The sequence below is a fragment of the Paenibacillus vietnamensis genome (assembly GCF_020169515.1).
Classification (GTDB): domain Bacteria; phylum Bacillota; class Bacilli; order Paenibacillales; family Paenibacillaceae; genus Pristimantibacillus; species Pristimantibacillus vietnamensis.
Genome location: NZ_JAHMHW010000003.1, coordinates 272,749 through 294,982 on the forward strand (window position 1 = coordinate 272,749; position 22,234 = coordinate 294,982).

Consider the following 22,234-nt stretch of genomic DNA (forward strand, 5'->3'; position numbering starts at 1 on the left):
TAATAGAGAATAAAAAAAGCCTTATTTTCAACTAAGTAAAAATAAGGCTTTTTCTTGTTCGTATGTTTATTTGCCGCCTGTTTTCTTCCTCATCATATCCATCGGATGAACCGGCTTCAGCGTACGGATCCGGATTTGCTGGAGCGGATGCCGGGCCGCTTCGAGCGCCGCCCCGTCCCTATCGGTCATTTCGGACACCGTTTGCTTAAAGAAGGTTCCCTTCGGACCTACAAACTCAACCTCTTGGCCAAGCTTGAAATGGTTGCGCTGCTGCACGACCGCAAACCCCGTCTGATCGTCGTACTCGAGTACGACGCCTGCAAAATCGTAAGGCGCCGCCTTTTCCTCCGCCTCGTAAATATGATCCTCCGCACCGGGCGTATCGAGGAAAAATCCCGTATTCAGCGGGCGGTTAGCCGCTTTATTGATTTCCTCCACCCACTCCTGCTTAAGCTCGAACTGCTCGGGATCGGCAAAATACGCGTCAATCGCCTGACGATAGACGTTGACGACCGTTGCCACGTAGTGGATGCTCTTCATTCTGCCCTCGATCTTAAAGCTGTCCACGCCGACTTCAATCAGCTCGGGCAAATATTCGATCATGCACAAATCCTTTGATCCCATCGTGAACTTGTCTTCATCCTCGGAGTAAAGCGGCATGTCGTCGACGAACAAATCGTATTTCCAGCGGCAGGATTGGCAGCAGCCGCCCCGGTTCGAATCGCGGTCCGTAAAGTGATTGGACAAGACGCACCGGCCGGAAAACGAGGAGCACATCGCGCCGTGAATGAAAGCTTCAATTTCGATATCGACATGCTTTTTGATCTCCGCAATTTCCTGAAAGCTCGTTTCGCGCGCCAAGACGACACGGGGCAGACCTTCGTCCTTCCAAAATTGCACCGCCTGCCAATTGAGCGTCGACTGCTGCGTGCTGAGATGCACCTCCAGCTTCGGCGCAACGCGCTGGGCCGTCTCGATAATCGCCGGATCGGCAGCAATAATGGCGGCGATTCCGACTTCCTCCAGCTTGCGCAAATATTCCTCTAATCCGTCAATATCCTCGTTGTGTGCATAAATATTAGTCGCAACGAAGACCTTCGCTCCGTACCGGGCGGCGAATTCGACGCCTTCTTTCATCTCCTCGAAGCTGAAATTGTCCGCATTGGAACGCAAGCCGTATTTTTGCCCGCCGATATAGACCGCGTCGGCTCCGTAATGCACGGCAAATTTCAGCTTCTCCAGGTTGCCTGCCGGGGCAAGCAGCTCCGGTCTATCGAGCCGGTGCCTCTTCCCCTGAAAACGCTGGGTCTTCTTTTCCGCTATCGTCATTTCGTGTTCTACCTCCCGCTATCAATACACTTGCTCTTTGAAAAAGAAACCATAGCTCAGCTCGCGATTCGGATCTTGTACCGCCTGAATCGCCTCCAGCCACTCGTCCTGAAACTCGTAGCCGGCCGGATCAGCTATGTATGCATCGATGGCTTGACGGTAAGCCCGAATAACGGTCTCGTTATAGGCAACGGATTTCATAATGCCTTCTATCTTCAAGCTGTATACGCCTGCCTCCAGCAGCTCGTGCAGATTCTCGATCATGCAAATATCGTCCGAGCTCATCATATGGGTGCCGTTCTTGTCCTCGAAGATCGGATACCGCTCGTCCTTGCGCTCCGCCTCCATCACGTACAAGCCGCGTTCCTTATCCAGGTTCGGCAGCCGGTCAGGCTCCTCCTGATGGTCCATATAGCTGCCGACAAGGGAGCGCTTCGAATGATAGATATTCGTCATGCCGTGTACCTGGACCTGAACCTCCAGCTCCGTGTTCGACGTCGTCTCCGCCACTTGCTCCATGTTAAGCTCGCGTGCGAGCACGTACCGGGTCGCGCCGCGGCGCCCCCAATAATTAGCCGTTACGTAATTGGTCGAGGTCATCTCGGCGTTCCAATGCAAAGCCATCCCCGGCGCATGGACGCGGGCAGCCATCAGCACAGCCGGATCGCCGAATACGATCGCGTCAACCCCCGCCTCCGACAGAGCGGCAATATAGCCGGACAAAGATTCAAGAATTTCATTGCCCATCAAGTTGTTCATCGCTGCATAGATACGGACGCCTTTAGGTTTTGCCAGCTTAACCGCTTCGGCGATCATCCCGATATCGAACTCTCCTGCAAGCCGCATGCCATACTTGGCTTCGCCGATTACGAATGCGTCGGCTCCCGCGGCCATAAGCCTCTCCAGCTCCTCAAGCGAAGCCGCGGTAGCCAGCAGCTCAGGTTTATCCATCATATTTCCAAACCTCCCTGGGGATTAGCCGGCGCGTAAGCCCCTGCTACCCCGCTGTCTGATTGCTCTTGTCAATGTTCCGTAAATGCTCGCTGTATGTTTTCGCGAACAGATGCGTTTGCGTGCCGTCTTTCTTCGTTACATAAAACATGTATTCGGTTTCCTCCGGGTATAAAGCCGCTTGAATCGAAGCGAGGCTCGGACTTGCGATCGGTCCCGGAGGCAAGCCTTCCACTTTATACGTATTATAAGGGCTGTCCACCTCAAGGTCTTTGTTGAACAGCCTTTCCTTCGGCTTATCCAGCGAATACTGAACCGTGGCGTCGATTTGCAGCTTCATGCCGTCTTTAATCCGATTCTGAATCACGCCTGCCACAAGCGCCCTTTCTTCATCCACGACAACCTCTCGCTCTACAAGCGAGGCGATCGTCAGGAGCTCATGGAAAGTCAGGCCGCGCTCCTCCATGTCTTCCTGCCAGCCCTGCGGCAGCTGGCTAAGCTTGCGGTCCAGCTCCGACACCATGCGGACGATGATGTCCTCTTCCGTGCTTTCCTTCTTCATCTCGTACGTCTCGGGAAACAGGTAGCCCTCAAGCCGCTGATGGAGCGTATTGATGTTCGGAATGGAACGGACCGCATCGGCATCTCCCCACGCCGACTTGGAGGCCGCCAGCTTAAGGAACTTGTCCTTGTCGATCAGCTTCTCTTCGGCAAGCTTATCCGCTATTTGCAGTACCGTAAAGCCTTCAGGTATCGTAAAGCGAATCGTCTCGGCCGCTACCGTATCTCCGGCATTCAGCTTTGCGATAATCGCGTCGTTTGCCATTCCCGGGCTCAGTTCATATAATCCGGCTTGGAACCGTGAGCCTTGATTCTCCAGCTTTAAATAATATTTGAAAATGAACGAGTTTTTGATTATTCCGTTCTTTTCCAGCAAATCTGCGACTTGATTGGCGGACGTGCCGGCCGGAATTTCAAGTTTGACCGCGTCGCCTTCTTTCGTCGGCTGCAGGCTGCTCCAGACGTATAATGCCACGCTTCCCGCTCCTACGATCAAAATGCCGAGCAGGCTTAAGATGACCCACATCGTAATGCGGCTTCGCTTCGGACCCGACGACTCGTAGTCGTATGGCTCCGGCTGCCGTAATGAATTGTCCAACCTGTGATCCCCGCTTTCTCTTCTGCTGTCAAGGTGAAACGGCCGGCGCTGCGCACGAACCGATAGCTGCAACTTTGCGCAGCCCGGTTCTGTGCCTTCCTTTGGCGGCGCGGCGCGTTTCATCCGAGAAATATAGACCAAGTATGGAGAAACTTTCCTATATTTTTAATCTTAGCCGCTTCGGGCAGACAAATACGGCTGAACCTCAGACTAAGGGCCAGCCTAGCACAAAAGAGCGGTAGTGAGCCGCCCTTTTGTTCAATACTAAGTATTTATGGCCGTTCATCCTTGGCAAACCACAAATCGTCGTACGCCTCGGATGCCGATTCCCATTCCTCATCGTCCTCGATCGTCTCGAGCTGAGGCTCATCGCCTGAATAGGTAACGCGAAACAGCTCTACCTCGTCCTCGCGGCGCATCGCTTCGGATTGAAGGGCGGCATATACGATATCGCCCAGCTGAAATTCAGCCTTGATGTCGTAGTACTCCGCATTTCCATCCTCCGCAATAAGCTCAATGCTGCTGCCGAAAGCCTTCTGCAGGCCGTTCAGCTTCTTAATGCCTTGCTGCTCTTCCGCAGACATTAGTCCTGCTCCTCCATCTCGCCAAGCAGCGTGTTGAAGGTTTCCTCAACCATACTCCACTCTTCTTCGTCTTCGATGGTATACAGCTTCAGGTCGTCGCCTTCTTCTTCGTAACGGAAGGCATAAACCTCGTCTTCCTCATCGTTTTCGCTGCTCAGCGGAACGACCATCATATATTTCTGATCGGAACCATCAACCTCGAACTTCATGATGACTTCGAATTCCTCTTCATTGCCTTCTTCGTCCGGAATATAAATAATTTCCGGCTCTTCGAATTCCAGATCTTCTTTTGTCATAGCAACCCTCACCTTTTCGATTTAGAATCGAGATAATTTTGCAAAATTAGCGTCGCAGCCATTTTGTCCACGACAAGCTTTCGCTTCTTGCGACTGACATCAGCTTCCAGAAGCGTACGTTCGGCAGCTACCGTTGTCAGCCTTTCATCCCAAAGGTGAACAGGTATATTTAGCTTGTGCTGAAGCTCCTCAGCGAATGCGATGCAAATTTCGCCACGCGGACCAATTGTACCGTTCATGTTCTTCGGCAAGCCGACGACGATTTCGCTGACCTCGTGCTCCCGCACGAGCTCCGCGATGCGGTCGAATTCCCCGCCGTCCCTTCTGCGTTCAACAACCCCGGTTCCTTGCGCTGTCCAGCGAAACGCATCGCTGACGGCTACCCCTATATTGCGGTCGCCGTAATCCAATCCCATCAATCTCATTTCGTGTCCGGCTCCTGACCCTGCGTAATCATTTCTTGTGGTTCAAATAAAACCGGACAAGCTCTTCAATCAGTTCGTCTCGTTCCTTCTTGCGGATCAGACTTCTGGCGTTGTTGTGCCGCGGAATATACGCGGGGTCTCCGGACAGCAAATACCCAACGATCTGGTTGATCGGATTATACTCTTTCTCCAAGAGCGCTTCGTGCACAGACAGCAGAATGTCTTGAGAAGATTCAGCCCCTTCCGCCTTCACGTTAAATTTCATCGTTTGGTCCATAGAACTCATCGCCAGCACCTCTCTTTCCAAACCGATATTCTTTCCTATCATATCACATTTGCTTGTCCGAGAACCAGTTCTTCCGCAAGTTTCAAAGCTTCATCAAGCTTGGACGTGTCTTTGCCGCCCGCTTGCGCCATATCGGGGCGTCCGCCGCCGTTGCCGCCGCAATGAACGGCCGCCTCCTTGACGATTTTGCCCGCATGGAATCCCTTCTTGACCAGATCCGCAGACACGGCCGCCGCCAGGTTGACCTTATCGTCGGCGATCGCGCCCAGCACGATGACGCTGGACTCCAGCTTCAGCTTCAGCTCGTCTACGATGCTGCGCAGCGCATCCATCGTAGGTGCGCTAACTTTGGCGCACAGCACGGTAACGCCGCCGGCCGTCTTCGCGTTAGCCTCCAGGGAGCCCGCCTCAATGCGGCTCAGCTTCGCCTGAAGCGATTCATTCTCACGGGACAGCTCCTTCACTTGTCCGAACAACGCCTCGATCCGTTTCGGGACGTCCGCGGTATTCGATTTCAGCAAAGCGGAAGACTGCTTCAGCAAATCAAGCTGGCCTTCCATGTAATTGTAGGCATGCTTGCCGGTGACCGCCTCGATCCGGCGCACGCCGGAGCCGATGCCGCTTTCGCCCAGCAGCTTGAACAGGCCGATTTGCGACGTGTTGCCAACATGGCAGCCTCCGCACAGCTCCAGGCTGTAACTGCCGACCTGCACGACGCGTACCTCGTCGCCGTATTTCTCGCCGAACAGCGCCATCGCACCCATCGCTTTCGCTTCGCCAAGCGACTTGATATCGATGCTGACAGGAGTGCCGAGCCAGATTTGCTCGTTGACGCGGCGCTCGATCGCAATCAGCTCATCGGCTGTTATGCTGCCGAAATGGGAAAAGTCGAACCGCAGACGCTCCGCTTCCACAAGCGAACCGGCTTGATTGACATGGTCGCCGAGCACTTCTTTAAGCGCTTTGTGAAGCAAATGAGTCGCCGTATGGTTTTTGATAATATCCTCGCGTACCGGACGAGCAACAGCAGCTTCGACCGTTTCGCCCGTGCGGGCCGTGCCGGACACAACGACGGCATGATGAACGCTTTGCCCGTGCGGCGCTTTCGTTACGTCCTCTACCTGCAGGGCAAAGCCGTTTCCTGCAATCGTCCCTTTGTCCCCGATTTGACCGCCGCTTTCCGCGTAGAAAGGGGTGCGGTCGAGAATGACGGCGACCTTGCTGCCTTCCGCAGCCAGATCGACCAGCGCATCATCCTGCACGATCGCGATGATCCGGGAGCTCGTTACCAGTTCATTATAGCCAACAAATTCGCTTTTAACCGTAAATTCGGCCAGCGGGCCGCCCTGTACCTTCATGCTGCCCGTTTCCTGGCGAGCTGCGCGGGCGCGACCGCGCTGCGCTTCCATCGCCGCGTCGAAGCCCTCACGATCGACGGTCATGCCGTTCTCCGCCGCAAAATCCTCGGTCAGGTCAAACGGGAAACCAAACGTATCGTAAAGGCGGAACGCGTCGTCCCCTTTAATTTCCTTCTGGCCTGCCTTGGCTGCAGCTGCAACCAGCTCGGCCAGCATGGCAAGACCGCCCTCAAGCGTCTCGTGGAACCGCTCTTCCTCGGTGCGAATAACGCGTTCGATAAACTGGCGTTTCTCCACAACCTCCGGATAGTAGACGCCCATCACTTGTCCGACGACCTGCGTGAGCTCGAAGAGGAACGGACGGTCGATGCCGATTTTTTTGCCGTAACGGACCGCGCGGCGCAGCAGGCGGCGGATGATGTAGCCTCTGCCTTCGTTGGACGGCATAACCCCGTCGCCGACGGCGAACGCTACCGTACGGATATGGTCGGCGATTACCTTGAGAGCTACATCCTGCTCTTCGTTCGATTTATAAGTAACTTTGGCGATTTCGCAAGTACGGTCAATAATCGGCCGGAACAGGTCCGTATCGAAGTTGGAATCTACGTCCTGCAAAATCGAAGAGAACCGCTCGAGTCCGGCGCCGGTATCGATGTTCTTGTTCGGCAGCGGCGTGTAGCTTCCGTCTTTGTTATGGTTAAACTCCGAGAATACGATGTTCCATACTTCGAGGAAACGCTCATTCTCGCCGCCCGGCCAGCATTCCGGATCGGTCAGGTCGCCGTATTTGTCGCCGCGGTCGTAGAAAATTTCGGTGCATGGACCGCATGGCCCTTCGCCGATATCCCAGAAGTTCTCGTCCAGCTTGTAAATGCGCTCAGCGGGAAGCCCGATTTTTTGATTCCATAGAGCAAAAGCCTCTTCGTCCTCCGGATACACCGTTACGGACAAACGCTCCGGATCGAAGCCGATCCACTGCGGGCTCGTCAGAAATTCCCAACCCCAGGTAATCGCTTCTTCCTTGAAATAATCCCCGATGGAGAAATTGCCGAGCATTTCAAAGAAAGTATGGTGGCGGCGGGTTTTGCCGACATTTTCGATATCGTTCGTACGAATGCACTTTTGCGAATTCGTAATCCGCGGATTGTCGGGAATGACCCTGCCGTCAAAATAAGGCTTGAGCGGCGCCATTCCCGCATTGATCCAAAGAAGAGACGGATCGTTATGCGGCACGAGCGATGCGCTCGGTTCGATTTTGTGGCCTTTGCTTTCAAAAAACGCCAGCCATTTTGCACGGATTTCACTTGCTTTCATTGTGGGAGCCCCCTTCAATCAAATAAAACGCAAAAAAACGCCCCTGTCACGGACAGGGACGAAATCATTCGCGGTACCACCCTGGTTATTACGCCGCAGCTTGTTAAGAGCGCAGACATAATCGCCTTCATCGGACGATAACGGGTCCAGCCGGTGAAGTTCGTTCACGCTCCGAAAATAGCTTTCGGCCATCCTTCGTCATAAAGGCCTTCTCAACCGACGCTTTGGCTCTGACCGAGCAATGCGAAGAGACCTTTTCTCTGGCTGACGGGCTATGGCTTACTTCAATTCGTCAACGCTTTATTCCAGTATAGATACTAAAAATTATAGCGACAGCGTTTTCTTCTGTCAAATAATCTTTCGCCTTACGTAATACGCAAACATGTGCTGTACGATGACTTTGCAGGCCGCAAAAATCGGGACCGCCAAAATCATGCCTACGATGCCCGCGATCTCCCCTCCAACCAGCAAGGCGAAGATGATGGACAGCGGATGCATATGCAGCGTGCGTCCGACAACCTGCGGTGAAATGACGTTGCCTTCGAGAATTTGGCAAAGCGTGTTGATGATCGCCACGAAAATGACCATTTTGAGCGATACGGTCGATGCCATCATAATTGCCGGTGCGGCGCCGAAAAACGGTCCCAGATAAGGGATGACGTTCGTCACCGCAACGATGCCGGCCAGCAGCAAGGCATAAGGCATTCCGATCAGCAAATAACCGCAATACGCTAAAATGCCGATGATGACGCAAACGAGAAACTGTCCGCGGATATAGCTTCCAAGAGCCGAATCGATGTCCTTCAGCAGCCGGACGGTGTTTTTCCGGTGCGATTTCGGCACGTATGTAATGACGGTTCTTTCGAAGACGTCGAAATCCTTCAAAATATAAAACGCCAGAAACGGGATGATAAACGTGATAAACACGGCGTTCAGCATCGAGCCGATATTATTGACAAAGTTAAAGAGGCTTTCGGACAGCTTCTTTTCGATATTGACGAGCGCTTTGTTCAAGCCGCTGCGGATGCCGCCCGGCAGAAACGACGTATTGTTAATGTCCGATACGATATCTTGAGCCCGCATGGACAATTCCGGTACATGCCGGTTCAGCTCCTGTACCTGTTCGATGAACATCGGGATCAGGTTGACGAGCAGGACGGCAAACGCGGCGCAAAATACCGCATAAATTAACAGCACCGCAATCGTTCTCGGCACTTTGCGCTCATGCAGAAGCGTAACGACGGGATTCAGCACGTAAGAGATTATCATCGCAATGATGAACGGCGCCAGCACGGCCTTCAAAAACGTATATATATTGATAATGAGCGGCTTGATCTGAAGCAGCAGATAAACGGCAATCAAGCTTAGAATGAGATAGACCAGCCAGACAAACAGACGGTTCTTTGTAAAGCGCTCCACCGTCTTCACCCCCGAACATGCATTATCCGCCCCGTCCTATAGGACAAACCGGAACTAGTTCAGTATATGTACAAGCGGCGGAAATCATCCTCAAACCGCAAAAAAAGACGGCCGCGAGCCGTCTTTCGGTTTCTTATGCAGCAGTGCGTCAGTTGGCATGCACCTGGGTAATTTCCTCTTCGAAGAACAGATCGTCAAGCGAGCTTAACGTGCCGTCCTCTTCTACCTGGAATACCGACATTTTGTCGCCGTTGACTGTCAGTTCGATAAAGCAGCCCCAGCAGTAAAACTGGTGGGAACCGATTTTTCCGATATCTTTCGAATTGCAATTCGGGCATCTCATCATCTTTCATTTCTCCCTATCCATTGAATTGGAAGCTGCGACAGGCTCCAATTCCGCTTCACTGACAGCAGGAACGATAATCGCGTCTTCCCCGAGTAACACGGTACCCGGATCACTCGGCGCCTTCAGCCATTTGCGCCCCTCCATCAGATCCGAAACAAAACCGTCCGTAAGCTCGTAGCCTACTATTTGTGTACCCTGATTTGGGTAAAAATAAACATCCGATACGCGTCCAAGCTGCAAGCCCTGAACGGTCATGACGGGCAGGTCCTTTAATTTCACCAGTCCGGTGTAAAAGGAACGCAGCAGCTGCTTCGGCTTCATCCTGACGATCGCGTCTTCGTCCGCTATAATCACGGTGTCTTCCCCGCATGATAATACGTTCGACCACTCGACGATCTTCACGGAGGCAGCAAACCAGCGGGCGCTGTCCAGAATAATGCCCTTTAGCATCCAGTGCTCGTCAAACCAGGCATCCTTCACGGTGCCGACAAGCTTACCGGAATGAATCACGATAACCGGAAGCCCAATAAGCTGTTGGAGTTTAATCACGCTCAGCCGGAGTCCTCCTAGTAGTTATTACGAATACGCCTCGCGATCGTTCCGATTTTTTGCGAGGCTTCTTCTAATTCCTCCAAAGTATTCCCCAAACCGAAGCTAAATCTTACAGCCGATTGAATTTGCTCATCCGCCAGCCCCATTGCCCGCAGAACATGCGACCTCTCCAGCGCCCCGGAAGTGCAGGCCGAGCCGCTCGATGCGGCGATGCCCTCCATGTCGAGGTTCATCAGAATCGTCTCCGTGTCCAGTCCGATTAAGCTGACGTTGGCGATATGCGGCAAATAACGCTCCGGATCGCCGTTCACGATGACCGGAACTCCGGCATGCTCCTTCAGCAGCTCTATCCATCTCTTACGAAGCCCGTCCAAAAAAGGTTGCTTCGTTTTTCTTTCGTTCACACAAATGTCAACAGCTTCGGCAAAACCGGCGATTCCTGCGATGTTCTCCGTGCCTGCCCGCCTTTTCCTTTCCTGCGAGCCGCCGTGCTGGACCGCTTCCAGCGGCGTGCCGGCAGCGGCATACAGGGCGCCGACGCCCTGCGGGCCGTTAATTTTATGGGCGGAGAAGCTCATCAGGTCGACCGGAAGGTCGCGTAGCGGCGTTTCCAGGCAGCCGAGCGCCTGCACGGCATCGACATGGAAGAGCGCGCCGCCTGCCTTTACGGCTTGTCCGATCGCGTCGATCGGCTGGACCGTGCCGACTTCGTTGTTCCCGTACATAATGCTTACAAGCCCGGTCTTTTCCGTCATGGCCTCCTTCACTTGCTCCGGAGATGTGCGGCCCGTCCGGTCAACCGGCAGCACGGTGAGCTCGAAGCCTTCTTCTTTGCTTAACCATTCGCAAGTATGCAGAACGGCGTGATGCTCGCCTGCCGAGGTGATAATATGGTTTTTTCTACGCTTTCGCTGCGCCCGTGCCGCGCCGATGAGCGCCGCGTTATCACTTTCCGTGCCTCCCGAGGTGAACAGGAGTTCGGCCGGCTTGCAGCCGAGCGCAGCCGATATGCGGTCCCGGGACCGGTTCAGCTGCTGCTTGGCCGCCCGTCCGAACGCATGCATGCTGGAGGCGTTGCCTGCGGCTCCCGTCATAATGCCGAGCATCGCGGCGGCTACGTCCGGGTGCATCGGAGTCGTGGCGGCATGATCAAAATAAAAGGTTCTCATAGGTCAGCTTCCTTCTAGATATAAAACATGTAATTGTCTGCTTTGCCTTCGTCCTTATACGAAATAAGATCCGACAGCGTCGTGGAATCAAGCACCTCGGCGATGCTGTCGCGAATTTTAAGCCATAGCTGGCGCTTAGCCGGATCGTCTTCTTCCGTGAAATCTACAGGTGATATCGGACCTTCCAGTATACGGATAATGTCGCCTGCCGTAATGCTTTCCGGATCTTTCGATAAAATATAACCGCCGTAGGCGCCTCTAATGCTTTTAACAAGTCCCGCGTTCCGCAGCGGCGCTACTAATTGCTCCAAATAGTGCTCCGAAAGCTGATTCCGCTCCGCGATGCTTTTGAGCGAAGTCGGGCCTTCTCCAAATTTGGCCGCAAGCTCCATCATGATCGTTAAGCCGTAACGGCCTTTCGTCGATATTTTCAAAGTAACACCTCATTAGAAATATTATTAATTCACTGTATTCCCATTTCCCTTATATGTTAACATATCGCGCCATGAACGTGTGCAAAAACGTTGACATCTTCATGAAAAAGTTTTCATCCTATGATACAATAAGAGATGTTTGATTGAACAAGGTGGTGCTTATGATGGAAAAATCCAATGCTTCGACCCGTGTCGTCGTCGGCATGTCCGGAGGCGTCGATTCCTCCGTTACGGCGCTGCTGCTCAAGCAGCAGGGCTACGATGTGGTCGGCATTTTTATGAAAAACTGGGATGACACCGACGAGTTCGGCCATTGCACGGCGGAAGAGGACGCTGAGGACGTCCGACGCGTTTGCGACCAAATCGGCATTCCCTATTATACCGTTAATTTCGAACGGCAATATTACGACAAGGTATTCACCTATTTCCTGGATGAATACAAGCGCGGCCGCACGCCGAACCCCGATGTGATGTGCAACCGGGAAATCAAATTCGGCGACTTCCTGCAGCGTGCGATGGAGCTTGGCGCCGATTATTTGGCGACCGGCCACTATGCGCGCGTCGAACGATCCGGCGGCGTGACGAAGCTGCTGCGCGGCGTCGATTCGAATAAGGATCAGACGTACTTCCTCAGCGCCCTGAATCAGAAGCAGCTGGCGAAGGCGATGTTTCCGATCGGCCATCTCCCTAAGCCGGAGGTTCGCCGGATCGCGGAGGAAGCCGGCCTGTATACGGCCAAGAAGAAGGACAGCACGGGCGTCTGCTTTATCGGCGAGCGCAACTTCAAGACGTTCCTGAGCGGTTACCTTCCCGCCCAATCGGGCGATATGATCGATATCCGCTCGGGCGAGCTCAAAGGACGGCATGACGGGCTCATGTATTATACGCTCGGCCAACGTCAAGGGCTCGGCATAGGCGGCTCCGGCTCCGGCGAGCCGTGGTTCGTCGCCGATAAGGATTTGGAGCGGAATATTTTGTACGTCGTTCAGGGAGAACAGCATCCGAGCCTGTACTCCCAGAGCCTGACGGCGACCGGCATGAATTGGATCGTGCCCGGAGCAGGCAGCGGTCCTGTCCGCTGTACGGCGAAATTCCGGTATCGCCAGCAGGATCAGGGGGTTACCGTAACGATGACGGGTGACGATACCGCTACAATCGTATTCGATAAGCCGCAAAAGGCGGTTACGCCTGGCCAAGCGGTCGTTCTCTATGACGGCGACGTCTGCCTCGGCGGAGGCACGATCGATACCGTTCAGAAAATCGGCTCCGAAGGCTTCACCGCCGTGCAGGCGTAAGTCGAAAGCTAATCAGGCTGTTCCCGCGCAGGATCAAGGCGCGCAGGAACAGCCTTTTTTTAATGTCGAAATTATGATCCAAAAAGCTCTCCCGCCCGTTTCTCCTTGCTTGCAGCTTTCCGCTCAACCATAATGCGGGAGATGCGCAAATGATCCGTCTCCTCGATTACAAACTCGATTTCAGAGGAATAAGGAACGCGCTGCATGCCGGCGGGCGGGATCTCAATTTTCGAATACATCCAGCCGCCGATCGTATCGTAATCGTCCGTTTCGATGTCAAGGCCGAAGAAGCTGTTGACCTCCTCAATAAGCATCATCCCGCTGATCGAGTACGTGTTCTCGTCCTTTTTTTCCAGCTGCTCCCGCTCCTCGTCGAACTCATCCTGGATTTCACCGACGATTTCTTCCATTATGTCTTCCAAGGTAACAAGGCCAGAGGTTCCCCCGTATTCATCGATCAAGATAGCGATCTGCGATTTGCGCTTCTGCATCAGCTTCAGCAGCGTACTGATTTGCATGGATTCGGGAACGGTCGTGATCGGTCTCGTAATTTGTCTGATGTCCTGCAGGCTCTGAGTCGTATCCTTCAGCAGGTCCTTAATATGAACGAAGCCGATAATATTGTCTTTGTCGTTCTCGCATACCGGGTAACGAGTCAGCATTTGCTCGAGGGCGATCGCCTTGTTCCCTTCCAGAGAAAGACTTGTATTCAGGCAGATCATTTCCGTGCGCGGGATCATTATTTCCCTGGCATTCGTTTCGGCAAATTCGAATATATTGTCCACGAGCGTCAGCTCCGTATTGTCGATCAGACCGTTCTTGTGGCTTTCCTTCATTAAAATCCGGATTTCCTCCTCGGTATGCGCGGCATCCTTCTCGGAGGCGGGTTCGATGCCGACTACCCGGAGAAGCTGGTTGGCCGTTCCGTTCAGCAGCCAAATGAACGGGTACATCAATTTGTGAAACGCCATAAGCGGGGCGGCCGTCAGCAGCGTAACAGCTTCCGATTTGCGGATGGCTACGGTTTTCGGGGCAAGCTCGCCCAGAACGATATGAAGAACCGTGATGATCGTAAAGGCGATTACAAACGAAACGGTATGCAGGAGCAATCCTTCGGGAAAGCCGAAATGGACGAACAACGGCTCAAGCGCCTTTGCGACAGCCGGCTCGCCGATCCAGCCGAGTCCGAGGGAAGCAAGCGTTATGCCTAGCTGACATGCCGACAGGTAAGCGTCAAGGTGGTTCGTCAAATGCGTTGCGCGTTTCGCCTGGGGATGTCCTTCGGAGATGAGGGCGTCAAGCCTGCTGCCTCGCGCTTTTACCAACGCAAATTCCGCCGCTACAAAAAAACCGTTCAAAAAAACGAAAAACAAAATAAGCGCCAAGGATAAACCGATCGGAAACGGGTCACTCAACGATCCCCTGCCTGTCGCGCGGGTGGAGCATGCGGGCGATGGCAGGCACACCTCCTTTTGGAACAAAGATACGGCGATCTTTGCGTATTGTGCGCTAACCTGATGCGAGTCCGCCGAGTCAAACGGTAGGTTCGGGGTTTTGCCGATTTTTTTTGACTGTATCTATGTCTATTCGCCATAGGCTATCCTTTATACACGGATTTGTCAGATGCCCCGTTCGATAAATGTTCATAAAGCCGCAACGAAATCATCAACGCAGAGAAAGAAAACAGCCATTCATATCTGCTATAATGCAATTAGCTTACCTAAAGTGAGTCGGATCCGACACTGGGATGAAAATAGCGCAGGAGGACTGGTTATGAAACGGATATTACTTATTTGCTTAGCATTGATTTGGCTGCTGCCTTCGGCAGCACTCGCCCATTCTAAAATGGAGAACGCCGTTCCGGGGCAGGATGCGACGGTTACCGCTTCCCCCGAGAGAATCGAGCTCACGTTCAACACCAAAATCGAAAAGCTGAGCAACTTTAAACTGCTCGATGCCGGCGGGCAGCAGCTCGAAACGGAAAAAGCGGTCGTCGAAGGCGAGAAAATGAGCGGGGCTGTGATCAAACCGCTTACTAACGGAATTTATACGGTAAAATGGACAATCATCGGAGCGGACGGGCATTCGGTGGAAGGCAGCTACACATTCACGGTGGACGTTCCGGACGCAGCCGTGGAGCCGACTCAGGCGCCGGACGCCGTTACGGAAACGGAGGCGCCGCAGACAACGGATGCGCCCGCTGCAGACTCCGGCCCGGACCAGGCTAATGATAGCGCAGCTGAACCGCTTGCCGATCAAGACGGGCAGTCAGCCAATTACACTCCGGCTATTATTATCGGAGCGATCATCGTTGCCGCCGCTCTGATTCTGTTCATGCGGAGGCGCAAGCCATGATTTATGTAAGCGAAGGCCTGCTCTATATTTGCTTCGCCGTATTGACCGGAGCACTGCTGCTCCGGATCGTTCCGGAGGATCGAAGGCCGTCCGTATACGTGCCTAACGGGCTGCTGCTGGCATGCGCGATCGCAATACCCGTATTGTCCTATGTCCCTATCCATAACCTTGCGGTTGTGTTCGGCAAAGAATTTAATATGACTTACCCCGCCGTTCTGAAAAGCATTCTGCTTGATATCAATACCGGTAAAGCGTGGGTTTGGACCGCAATCGGGTCGATCGGCCTTGCTTTTTTGCTCGGGCTGAAAGCGTTCCGTGACGACAAGCATATGCCGAAGGTGGCTCTGTTCATTACCTTCCTGCTGATCGTTTGGCTCGGCTACGCCAGCCATGCTTCATCCCTTTACGGGTTTAAAGGGCTGCTGACGCATTCGCTGCATTTTCTTGCGGTCAGCGTCTGGATCGGCATTTTGTTCGTCGCCGGCTGGTTTTCGAAGGATGCCGACAATTGGCGTTCGTTTCTCCGCTGGTTCTCGCCGGTGGCGATTGCCGCTGTAGCTGTTTCCCTCGCTGCCGGTCTGGTGCTTATGTCATTCACGACGCCGGACTATGTGAATGCCTGGATGCTGCCTTACGGACAAATGCTGCTGATCAAGCATTTGCTTATCGTCCCGCTGCTGCTGTTCGGCTACACAAACGGATTTCTGTACAAAAAAATAGCGGACCGCAGCAATGCGTTTAACCCGGTGCGCTGGCTGCGGGCCGAAAGCGCGATCGCACTGCTCGTTCTTGCGGCAACCGGCATTCTTGGCCAGCAAACCCCGCCGCATAACGTCAAAGAGACTTTGCAGACCGTCTCCCCTTCTCCTTTGTTCACCGGCTTGTATAAAGGCAGCTTCAGCCCGGATCTTACACTTCATTTCTCCATGCATACGGAGAGCCTGCTCATGCTGGCAGCTGCGGCAGTGATGGCGGCTGGACTGCTGTGGACGTACCGCTCCAACCGGCTCGTCCCCGCCGTTCTCATGGGCATGCTGACCGCCGTGTTCGGTTATTTGGGACTCATGTTTGCAGTTGCTTCATCATTTTAAAATGTCAAATAAGCCCCAACGCCGTCTTGCGGAGTCGGGGCTTTCGTTTGCCTGCTGCTGCCGGCGTGTACTGGACTACGCTTAACGACGGCCGCGTTTTTGCTGGTTTTGCCTGATTTTATCCTCCATCCCCTGCTCCGTAGCTTTATAGAGCCTGATGCCTTCAAGCGTATCGGGGAAATATTGCTGGGCGACGTAATGATTCGGATAATCATGCGGATATTGATAGCCCTCGTGGCCGAGCTGCTGTGCTCCTTTGTAGTGCGTATCCCGCAAGTGCAGCGGCACCTTCACATCGCCGGCACGCTCGATCGCCGCCTCGGCGTTGCCGATCGCAACCGCCGTCGCATTCGATTTCGGACTTTCCACCGCAAACAGTATGGCTTGCGAAATATTGTATTTCGCTTCCGGCCATCCGATTTTGTGATAGGCGTCCATCGCGGTTACCGCCTGAATCATCGCTTGCGGATTCGCAAGTCCGATGTCCTCGCTGCAAGCGACGATCAGCCTGCGGATGAATGTCATCGGATCCATGCCGAGCTTCTCCACCGCGTACAAAAACCAGAATAACGCCGCATCGCTCGAGCCTCTTACGCTTTTGTGGAAGGCCGACAGCACGTCGTACTGCGTGGACATGTCCGCCCGGATCGTTGGCTTCCGGATCGACTCCTGGGCGACCTCGAGCGTAATGCGGACCGAGCCGTCCTGCTCCGATGGCGTCGTTACCGCAGCCAGCTCGAGTGCGTTAAGCGCGCGCCTGATATCTCCCCCGGCCATCGCCGAAATATGGCGCAGCGCATCTTCGTCCGCATGCAAATCCATAAAGCCGAGTCCCCGCTCGCGGTCGGCCAGCGCCCGCTTCATCGCAAGGTACGTATGCTCCTCGCCAAGCGGCTCCAGCTGGAACAGGGTAGACCGGGACAGCAGCGCCCCGTTGACATGGTGAAACGGATTTTCAGTCGTCGCGCCGATAAAAATAATGATGCCCTGCTCGACGGCAGGCAGCAGCGCATCCTGCCTTGCGGTGTTGAAGCGGTGCACCTCGTCGAGGAACAGAATCGTTTTTTTGCCGTACATCGTTTTATTCATACGCGCCTGGTCAATGACCTCCCGAACGTCCTTCACGGACGCATCGACCGCATTCAGCTTGACGAATTCGCCTTCCGTACGCAGCGATATGATATGCGCCAGCGTCGTTTTGCCGCAGCCCGGCGGCCCGTATAGCAAGATGGACGAAACCTGGTCGCCCTCGATCGCCCTTCTCAGCAGCTTGCCGGCTCCGACGACATGCTCCTGCCCGATATATTCGTCGAGCGTCTGCGGACGCATCCGGTCCGCGAGAAGGCGGGCCCGCGGTGCCTCGGCTTCTTCCCGGTAAGAAAACAAGTCCATAACTTCTCCCCAACCTTTTCCCGTCTATTCCTTCGATCATAGCATATCCGCACACTTGTTCGCCACGCTTTCGCGTGATCGGCCAATGCCGGCCTTCCTTCTTTCTCCGCATTAAAAATAGCCCCGACGGAAAGCGAGCGCTCCGGCGCCCCGCTTCCATCCGGGCTTTTTCCTTCCGTTACCGTATGATCCTCGATCGGTCTTAAACCTTAGACCTTAGACCTTAAACCTTAGACCGATTCAAGCAAATCCTTTACGACGACACTGACCATAATAAGCCCCGCAACAGGCGGCACAAAAGCGTTGCTCGCCGGCGGCTGCTTCGCCTTGCGGATTTCCGGCGCATTTTCCGGCACGATCTTCTTTGTTACGTCCTCGCGCGGCTTGATCGGAGCTTCGGTCGAGAAGACCACCTTCACGCCCCGCTTAATGCCTTCCTTGCGAAGCTTCGTACGGATAACGCGCGCAAGCGGATCGGTATGCGTCTGTGAAATGTCGACGACCTGGAATTTGGTCGGGTCCATTTTGTTGGCTGCGCCCATGCTTGAGATGACCGGTATTTTGCGTTCAAGGCACTGCTTGATCAAATGGATTTTGTACGAAATCGTATCGGACGCATCCAGCACGTAGTCAAGCGGAAATGCGAACAGCTGCTCATACGTCTCTTCCGTGTAGAACATCCGCAGCGCGACGACTTCGCATTCCGGATTGATCAGCTTGATTCTTTCCGCCATCAGGTCGACTTTTGGCTGGCCAACGGTTGTCGTAAGCGCATGAACCTGACGGTTCACGTTCGTGATATCGACAACGTCCTTATCGATGAGCACGATACGGCCAACGCCGGTGCGGGCGAGCGCCTCGGCGGCAATGCCGCCTACGCCCCCTACGCCGAGCACGGCAACCGTGCTCTCTTTCATCCGCTGCAGCCCTTCCGGTCCGATGGCAAGCTCCGTGCGTGAAAATTGATGAAGCATACGGCTGCCGCCTCCTTTGCTGAATTCTTAATTACTTCTCGTTTTTATCGGCTGCCGCTCCGGCAGCGGCCACCGGCTGCTGCTTCGGCTTAATCACCGTACGGATATGAAGCTGCTCAAGCTGCGAAAGCTCGACCTCGGACGGCGCGTCGCAGAGCAGATCCGTCGCGCTTGCCGTTTTCGGGAATGCGATCGTCTCGCGGAGGTTCGTACGGCCGGCAAGCAGCATTACAAGCCGGTCGAAGCCGAAGGCAATTCCGCCGTGCGGAGGCGTTCCGTATTCGAACGCATCAAGCAGGAAGCCGAATTTCTCCTGCGCCTCGTCCATGCTGAAGCCGAGTGCCTTGAACATTTGCTCTTGCACTTCGCGTTTGTAAATACGCATCGAACCGCCGCCGACTTCATAGCCGTTCAATACCAAATCGTACGCCTGAGCGCGGATTTGTCCCGGATCCGTATCGAAGAAATGCAGGTCGTCTTCGTTCGGACGCGTGAACGGATGGTGCTCGGCCACATAACGCTTCGCTTCCTCGTCCCAGCCAAGCAGCGGGAAGTCGACAACCCAGGCGAACTTGAACTTGGCTTCGTCGATCAGGCCAAGATCCTTGCCGAGCTTCGAGCGAAGGTTGCCCAGAACGTCGGCTACGACCTTTTTCTTGTCTGCGGAGAAGGTGAGCAAATCTCCTTCTTCCACCTGCAGGCGCTCGGTCAGCGCCGCAATTTCCTCCGGCTTCAGGAATTTGACGATCGGCCCGCGCCATTCGCCGTCCTTCACCGTAATCCAGGCCAGACCTTTCCCGCCGTAGCGGGCCGCGAACGGCTGCAGGTCGTCAAGCTCCTTGCGGCTCCAGCTCGCGCAGCCCTTCGCATTGAGCGCTTTGACAACGCCGCCGCCGGCCGCTACGCTTGCGAACACCTTCACGTCGCTGCCCGCAACGATATCGGTAATGTCTTCGATCTCCAGTCCGAAGCGGAGGTCCGGCTTATCGGAGCCGTATTTGTTCATGGCGTCCGCATATGTGATGCGCTGGAACGGAAGCTCCAGCTCCACGCCTACCGTTTCGCGAAGCAGCTTTGCAGTCAGCTGCTCCATCATGCCAAGCAGCTGATCCTGCGACAGGAACGAGGTCTCGATGTCGACCTGCGTAAATTCAGGCTGACGGTCTGCGCGAAGATCCTCGTCGCGGAAGCAGCGTGCGATTTGATAATAACGTTCAATACCGCCGACCATCAGCAGCTGCTTGAAAATTTGCGGCGACTGCGGCAGCGCGAAAAACTCCCCTTCATGCACGCGGCTCGGCACGAGGTAGTCGCGCGCGCCTTCCGGCGTGCTTTTCGTCAGGATCGGAGTCTCAACATCGATAAAGCCTTCTCCGTCAAGGAAATCGCGGAAAATTTTCGCCGCTTTCGAACGAAGCAGCAGCGTGCGCTGCATCTCCGGACGGCGCAAATCGAGGTAACGGTATTTCAGGCGGAGCGATTCGTCAACTTCAACGCCGTCCTCAATCGGGAACGGAGGCGTTTTGGCCGCGTTCATAACTTCGATATTCGTCACGCGAACCTCGATTTCGCCCGTTGCCAGGTTCGGGTTATACGTTTCCGCGTCGCGTTCCACGACCGTACCTTGAATCGCAAGCACGTACTCGTTACGGGCGCGATCGGCAATCGCGAGCGCATCGCCGGAGAAATCCGGGTTAAATACCGTCTGGACAATGCCGGAGCGGTCGCGCAGGTCGATAAACAGGACTCCGCCAAGGTCGCGGCGGCGCTGTACCCAGCCGTTCAATGTAACCGTTTGGCCGACGTCCGCTTTCGAAAGCAGGCCGCAATGATGAGTTTTCAACAACATAATGTTCATTCTCCTTATTATTAAATTAAAATGGATGGATCGGAATTAATTTTGTAATTCGTCGGCCAGTTTATCGAGCGCAACGAGGCGCTGATCTCCCTGTGCCATATCTTTAAGCGCGATTTCCCCGCGGACCAGCTCGTCATCGCCGAGGATGGCCGTGTAACGGGCCTGCAGCCGGTCGGCCGATTTCATCTGCGCCTTCATTTTGCGGCCGAGGTAATCCTTCTCCGCCCGGATGCCGCGCTGTCTCAGCTGGTACACGAGCTTGGTGACCTCGCGTTCCGCCGCTTCGCCGAGCGCAACCAGGTAGACATCCACCTGCCCCAAGGCCGGCAGCTCCGTCTCCTGGTGCTGCAGCAGCAAAATCGTCCTTTCCAGGCCAAGCCCGAGACCGACGCCCGGCTGATCCGGTCCTCCGATCTCCGAGACAAGCCCGTTGTACCGGCCGCCGCCGCCAACCGTATCGATTGCTCCGATCCCTTCCGCTTTGTATTCGAAGGCCGTATGCGTGTAATAATCAAGTCCGCGAACGAGGCGGTGATTGATCGTAAACGGAATGCCCATATCGCTCAAATACATTTGCACTTTGTTGAAGTGGATCTGGCATTCTTCATCCAGACTGTCCAGGATTGAAGGCGCATCGGCAAAATGCTCCTGGTCGACCTTGCAGTCGAGCACGCGGAGCGGATTGCGGTCCATCCGCGATTGGCAGTCCTTGCACAGCATCGCCCGTTTGGGTTCAAGGAAGGCAAGCAGCCGCTCACGGAACGCTGCCCGTACGGCCGGAGTGCCGACCGAATTGATTTCGACGCGCACGCCCTTCAGGCCGACTTCCGTGTAGAACGTATAACCCAGCGCGATAACCTCCGCATCAAGGGATGGATCGACCGATCCGAGCGCCTCGACGCCGAATTGGTGAAACTGCCGGTAACGCCCGGCCTGCGCACGCTCATAGCGGAACATCGGACCGATATAATACAGCTTGGATACGTCCGGCTCCCCGTACAGCTTATTTTCCACGTAGGATCTCACAACGCCGGCCGTCCCTTCCGGCCGAAGCGTATTGCTCCGGTTGCCCCGGTCCGTAAAGGTATACATTTCTTTCTCGACGATATCCGTCGTTTCGCCTACGCCGCGCTGGAACAGCTCCGTCGATTCGAAGATCGGCGTCCGGATTTCCCGGAAGTTGTAGCGGCGGCAAATATCACGAGCCTTCTCTTCTACATATTGCCATTTTTCGGCGGCACCGGGCAGTATATCCTGCGTACCCGGCATTTTTTGAAAAGCCATCGATTAACCCTCCTGCCCCAGTCATCATTTCATTTCCTGTTAAACGCAAAAAAACTCCCGTTCCTGCCGGCTTGCGCCGAAAGGGACGAGAGTATAGCTCCCGTGGTACCACCCACATTCCGAGTATGCGTCCCGAATACCGGGAAGCAGCTCGCTTCAAGACGGGATAACGTCCGTCATCCGCAGCCGGCTACTACAACCGCATACACACCGATTACGTGTATTCAGCGGATTGTTCGTTCACCGTCTGTTCTCCGGGAGGTCCTTTCGTTCAACCGATATAAAGACGCTTGCAGCCTGTGGCGTCCCTCTCTGTGTATAACGCGAAGAATTACTTTGTCCCATCAACGAATGAATATGAAT

At 54.5% G+C, this 22,234-nt stretch carries 21 protein-coding genes; 3 read left to right on the forward strand and 18 right to left on the reverse strand.

Features of this window, described 5'->3' with window-relative positions; all coding sequences use genetic code 11:
- Nucleotides 1-66: 66 nt before the first annotated feature.
- The 13 genes from KP806_RS09235 to cymR form a co-directional block, all read right to left on the reverse strand.
- Nucleotides 67-1,329, reverse strand: coding sequence for a peptidase U32 family protein (locus KP806_RS09235; protein WP_224723294.1), 1,263 nt, complete (start codon nt 1,327-1,329; stop codon nt 67-69).
- A 21-nt stretch (nt 1,330-1,350) separates the two neighbouring features.
- The gene (locus tag KP806_RS09240) at nt 1,351-2,283 is read right to left on the reverse strand and encodes a peptidase U32 family protein (protein WP_224723295.1); all 933 of its coding nucleotides are present in this window, start codon (nt 2,281-2,283) and stop codon (nt 1,351-1,353) included.
- A 43-nt stretch (nt 2,284-2,326) separates the two neighbouring features.
- The gene (gene mltG, locus KP806_RS09245) at nt 2,327-3,439 is read right to left on the reverse strand and encodes an endolytic transglycosylase MltG (RefSeq protein WP_397376373.1); all 1,113 of its coding nucleotides are present in this window, start codon (nt 3,437-3,439) and stop codon (nt 2,327-2,329) included.
- 272 nt (nt 3,440-3,711) lie between these two features.
- Nucleotides 3,712-4,023, reverse strand: a complete 312-nt coding sequence (locus KP806_RS09250; RefSeq protein ID WP_224723296.1) for a DUF1292 domain-containing protein — start codon at nt 4,021-4,023, stop codon at nt 3,712-3,714.
- Nucleotides 4,023-4,319, reverse strand: a complete 297-nt coding sequence (locus KP806_RS09255; RefSeq protein ID WP_224723297.1) for a DUF1292 domain-containing protein — start codon at nt 4,317-4,319, stop codon at nt 4,023-4,025. Before KP806_RS09255 ends, KP806_RS09250 begins: the two co-directional genes overlap by 1 nt.
- An 8-nt stretch (nt 4,320-4,327) precedes the next feature.
- The gene (ruvX, locus tag KP806_RS09260; protein ID WP_224723298.1) at nt 4,328-4,744 is read right to left on the reverse strand and encodes a Holliday junction resolvase RuvX; all 417 of its coding nucleotides are present in this window, start codon (nt 4,742-4,744) and stop codon (nt 4,328-4,330) included.
- Nucleotides 4,745-4,772: 28 nt separating this feature from the next.
- Nucleotides 4,773-5,030 (reverse strand): IreB family regulatory phosphoprotein, encoded by a 258-nt coding sequence (locus KP806_RS09265; protein ID WP_224723299.1) that lies wholly within the window; start codon nt 5,028-5,030, stop codon nt 4,773-4,775.
- 38 nt (nt 5,031-5,068) lie between these two features.
- Complete coding sequence (gene alaS, locus KP806_RS09270) at nt 5,069-7,702, reverse strand: alanine--tRNA ligase (protein WP_224723300.1); 2,634 nt, start codon at nt 7,700-7,702, stop codon at nt 5,069-5,071.
- Between the two features lie 348 nt (nt 7,703-8,050).
- Nucleotides 8,051-9,121: an AI-2E family transporter gene (locus KP806_RS09275; protein WP_224723301.1), complete on the reverse strand. Its 1,071-nt coding sequence runs from the start codon at nt 9,119-9,121 to the stop codon at nt 8,051-8,053.
- Nucleotides 9,122-9,269: 148 nt separating this feature from the next.
- Nucleotides 9,270-9,467 carry a hypothetical protein gene (locus tag KP806_RS09280; RefSeq protein WP_224723302.1) on the reverse strand — a complete coding sequence of 66 codons (198 nt, stop codon included), beginning with the start codon at nt 9,465-9,467 and terminating at the stop codon, nt 9,270-9,272.
- A gap of 3 nt (nt 9,468-9,470) precedes the next feature.
- Nucleotides 9,471-10,016, reverse strand: coding sequence for a PRC-barrel domain-containing protein (locus KP806_RS09285; protein WP_224723303.1), 546 nt, complete (start codon nt 10,014-10,016; stop codon nt 9,471-9,473).
- 17 nt (nt 10,017-10,033) lie between these two features.
- Nucleotides 10,034-11,188 (reverse strand): cysteine desulfurase family protein, encoded by a 1,155-nt coding sequence (locus KP806_RS09290; RefSeq protein WP_224723304.1) that lies wholly within the window; start codon nt 11,186-11,188, stop codon nt 10,034-10,036.
- Nucleotides 11,189-11,202: 14 nt separating this feature from the next.
- Nucleotides 11,203-11,622 carry a cysteine metabolism transcriptional regulator CymR gene (cymR, locus tag KP806_RS09295; RefSeq protein WP_224723305.1) on the reverse strand — a complete coding sequence of 140 codons (420 nt, stop codon included), beginning with the start codon at nt 11,620-11,622 and terminating at the stop codon, nt 11,203-11,205.
- Nucleotides 11,623-11,786: 164 nt separating this feature from the next.
- On the opposite strand from cymR, the gene mnmA reads away from it, so the two are divergent.
- Entirely contained in the window at nt 11,787-12,917 is a 1,131-nt protein-coding gene (gene mnmA / locus KP806_RS09300) for a tRNA 2-thiouridine(34) synthase MnmA (RefSeq protein WP_224723306.1), read from the forward strand.
- A gap of 71 nt (nt 12,918-12,988) precedes the next feature.
- On the opposite strand, the gene KP806_RS09305 is transcribed toward mnmA, so the two are convergent.
- On the reverse strand, nt 12,989-14,332 hold the full coding sequence (locus KP806_RS09305) for a hemolysin family protein (RefSeq protein WP_224723307.1): 1,344 nt from the start codon (nt 14,330-14,332) through the stop codon (nt 12,989-12,991).
- Nucleotides 14,333-14,690: 358 nt separating this feature from the next.
- Here KP806_RS09305 and KP806_RS09310 point away from each other — a divergent pair, with 358 nt between their 5' ends.
- On the forward strand, nt 14,691-15,272 hold the full coding sequence (locus KP806_RS09310; protein WP_224723308.1) for a copper resistance CopC family protein: 582 nt from the start codon (nt 14,691-14,693) through the stop codon (nt 15,270-15,272).
- Nucleotides 15,269-16,363 (forward strand): copper resistance D family protein, encoded by a 1,095-nt coding sequence (locus KP806_RS09315; protein WP_224723309.1) that lies wholly within the window; start codon nt 15,269-15,271, stop codon nt 16,361-16,363. Before KP806_RS09310 ends, KP806_RS09315 begins: the two co-directional genes overlap by 4 nt.
- 81 nt (nt 16,364-16,444) lie before the next feature.
- On the opposite strand, the gene KP806_RS09320 is transcribed toward KP806_RS09315, so the two are convergent.
- From KP806_RS09320 to hisS, 4 genes are all read right to left on the reverse strand, one after another.
- A complete protein-coding gene (locus KP806_RS09320; protein WP_224723310.1) occupies nt 16,445-17,755 on the reverse strand; it encodes a replication-associated recombination protein A in 1,311 nt (436 codons plus the stop codon).
- Between the two features lie 230 nt (nt 17,756-17,985).
- On the reverse strand, nt 17,986-18,729 hold the full coding sequence (locus KP806_RS09325; RefSeq protein WP_224723311.1) for a tRNA threonylcarbamoyladenosine dehydratase: 744 nt from the start codon (nt 18,727-18,729) through the stop codon (nt 17,986-17,988).
- 31 nt (nt 18,730-18,760) lie between these two features.
- Nucleotides 18,761-20,578 carry an aspartate--tRNA ligase gene (aspS, locus tag KP806_RS09330; protein WP_224723312.1) on the reverse strand — a complete coding sequence of 606 codons (1,818 nt, stop codon included), beginning with the start codon at nt 20,576-20,578 and terminating at the stop codon, nt 18,761-18,763.
- 45 nt (nt 20,579-20,623) lie between these two features.
- Nucleotides 20,624-21,871 carry a histidine--tRNA ligase gene (hisS, locus tag KP806_RS09335; protein WP_224723313.1) on the reverse strand — a complete coding sequence of 416 codons (1,248 nt, stop codon included), beginning with the start codon at nt 21,869-21,871 and terminating at the stop codon, nt 20,624-20,626.
- Nucleotides 21,872-22,234: the final 363 nt, after the last annotated feature.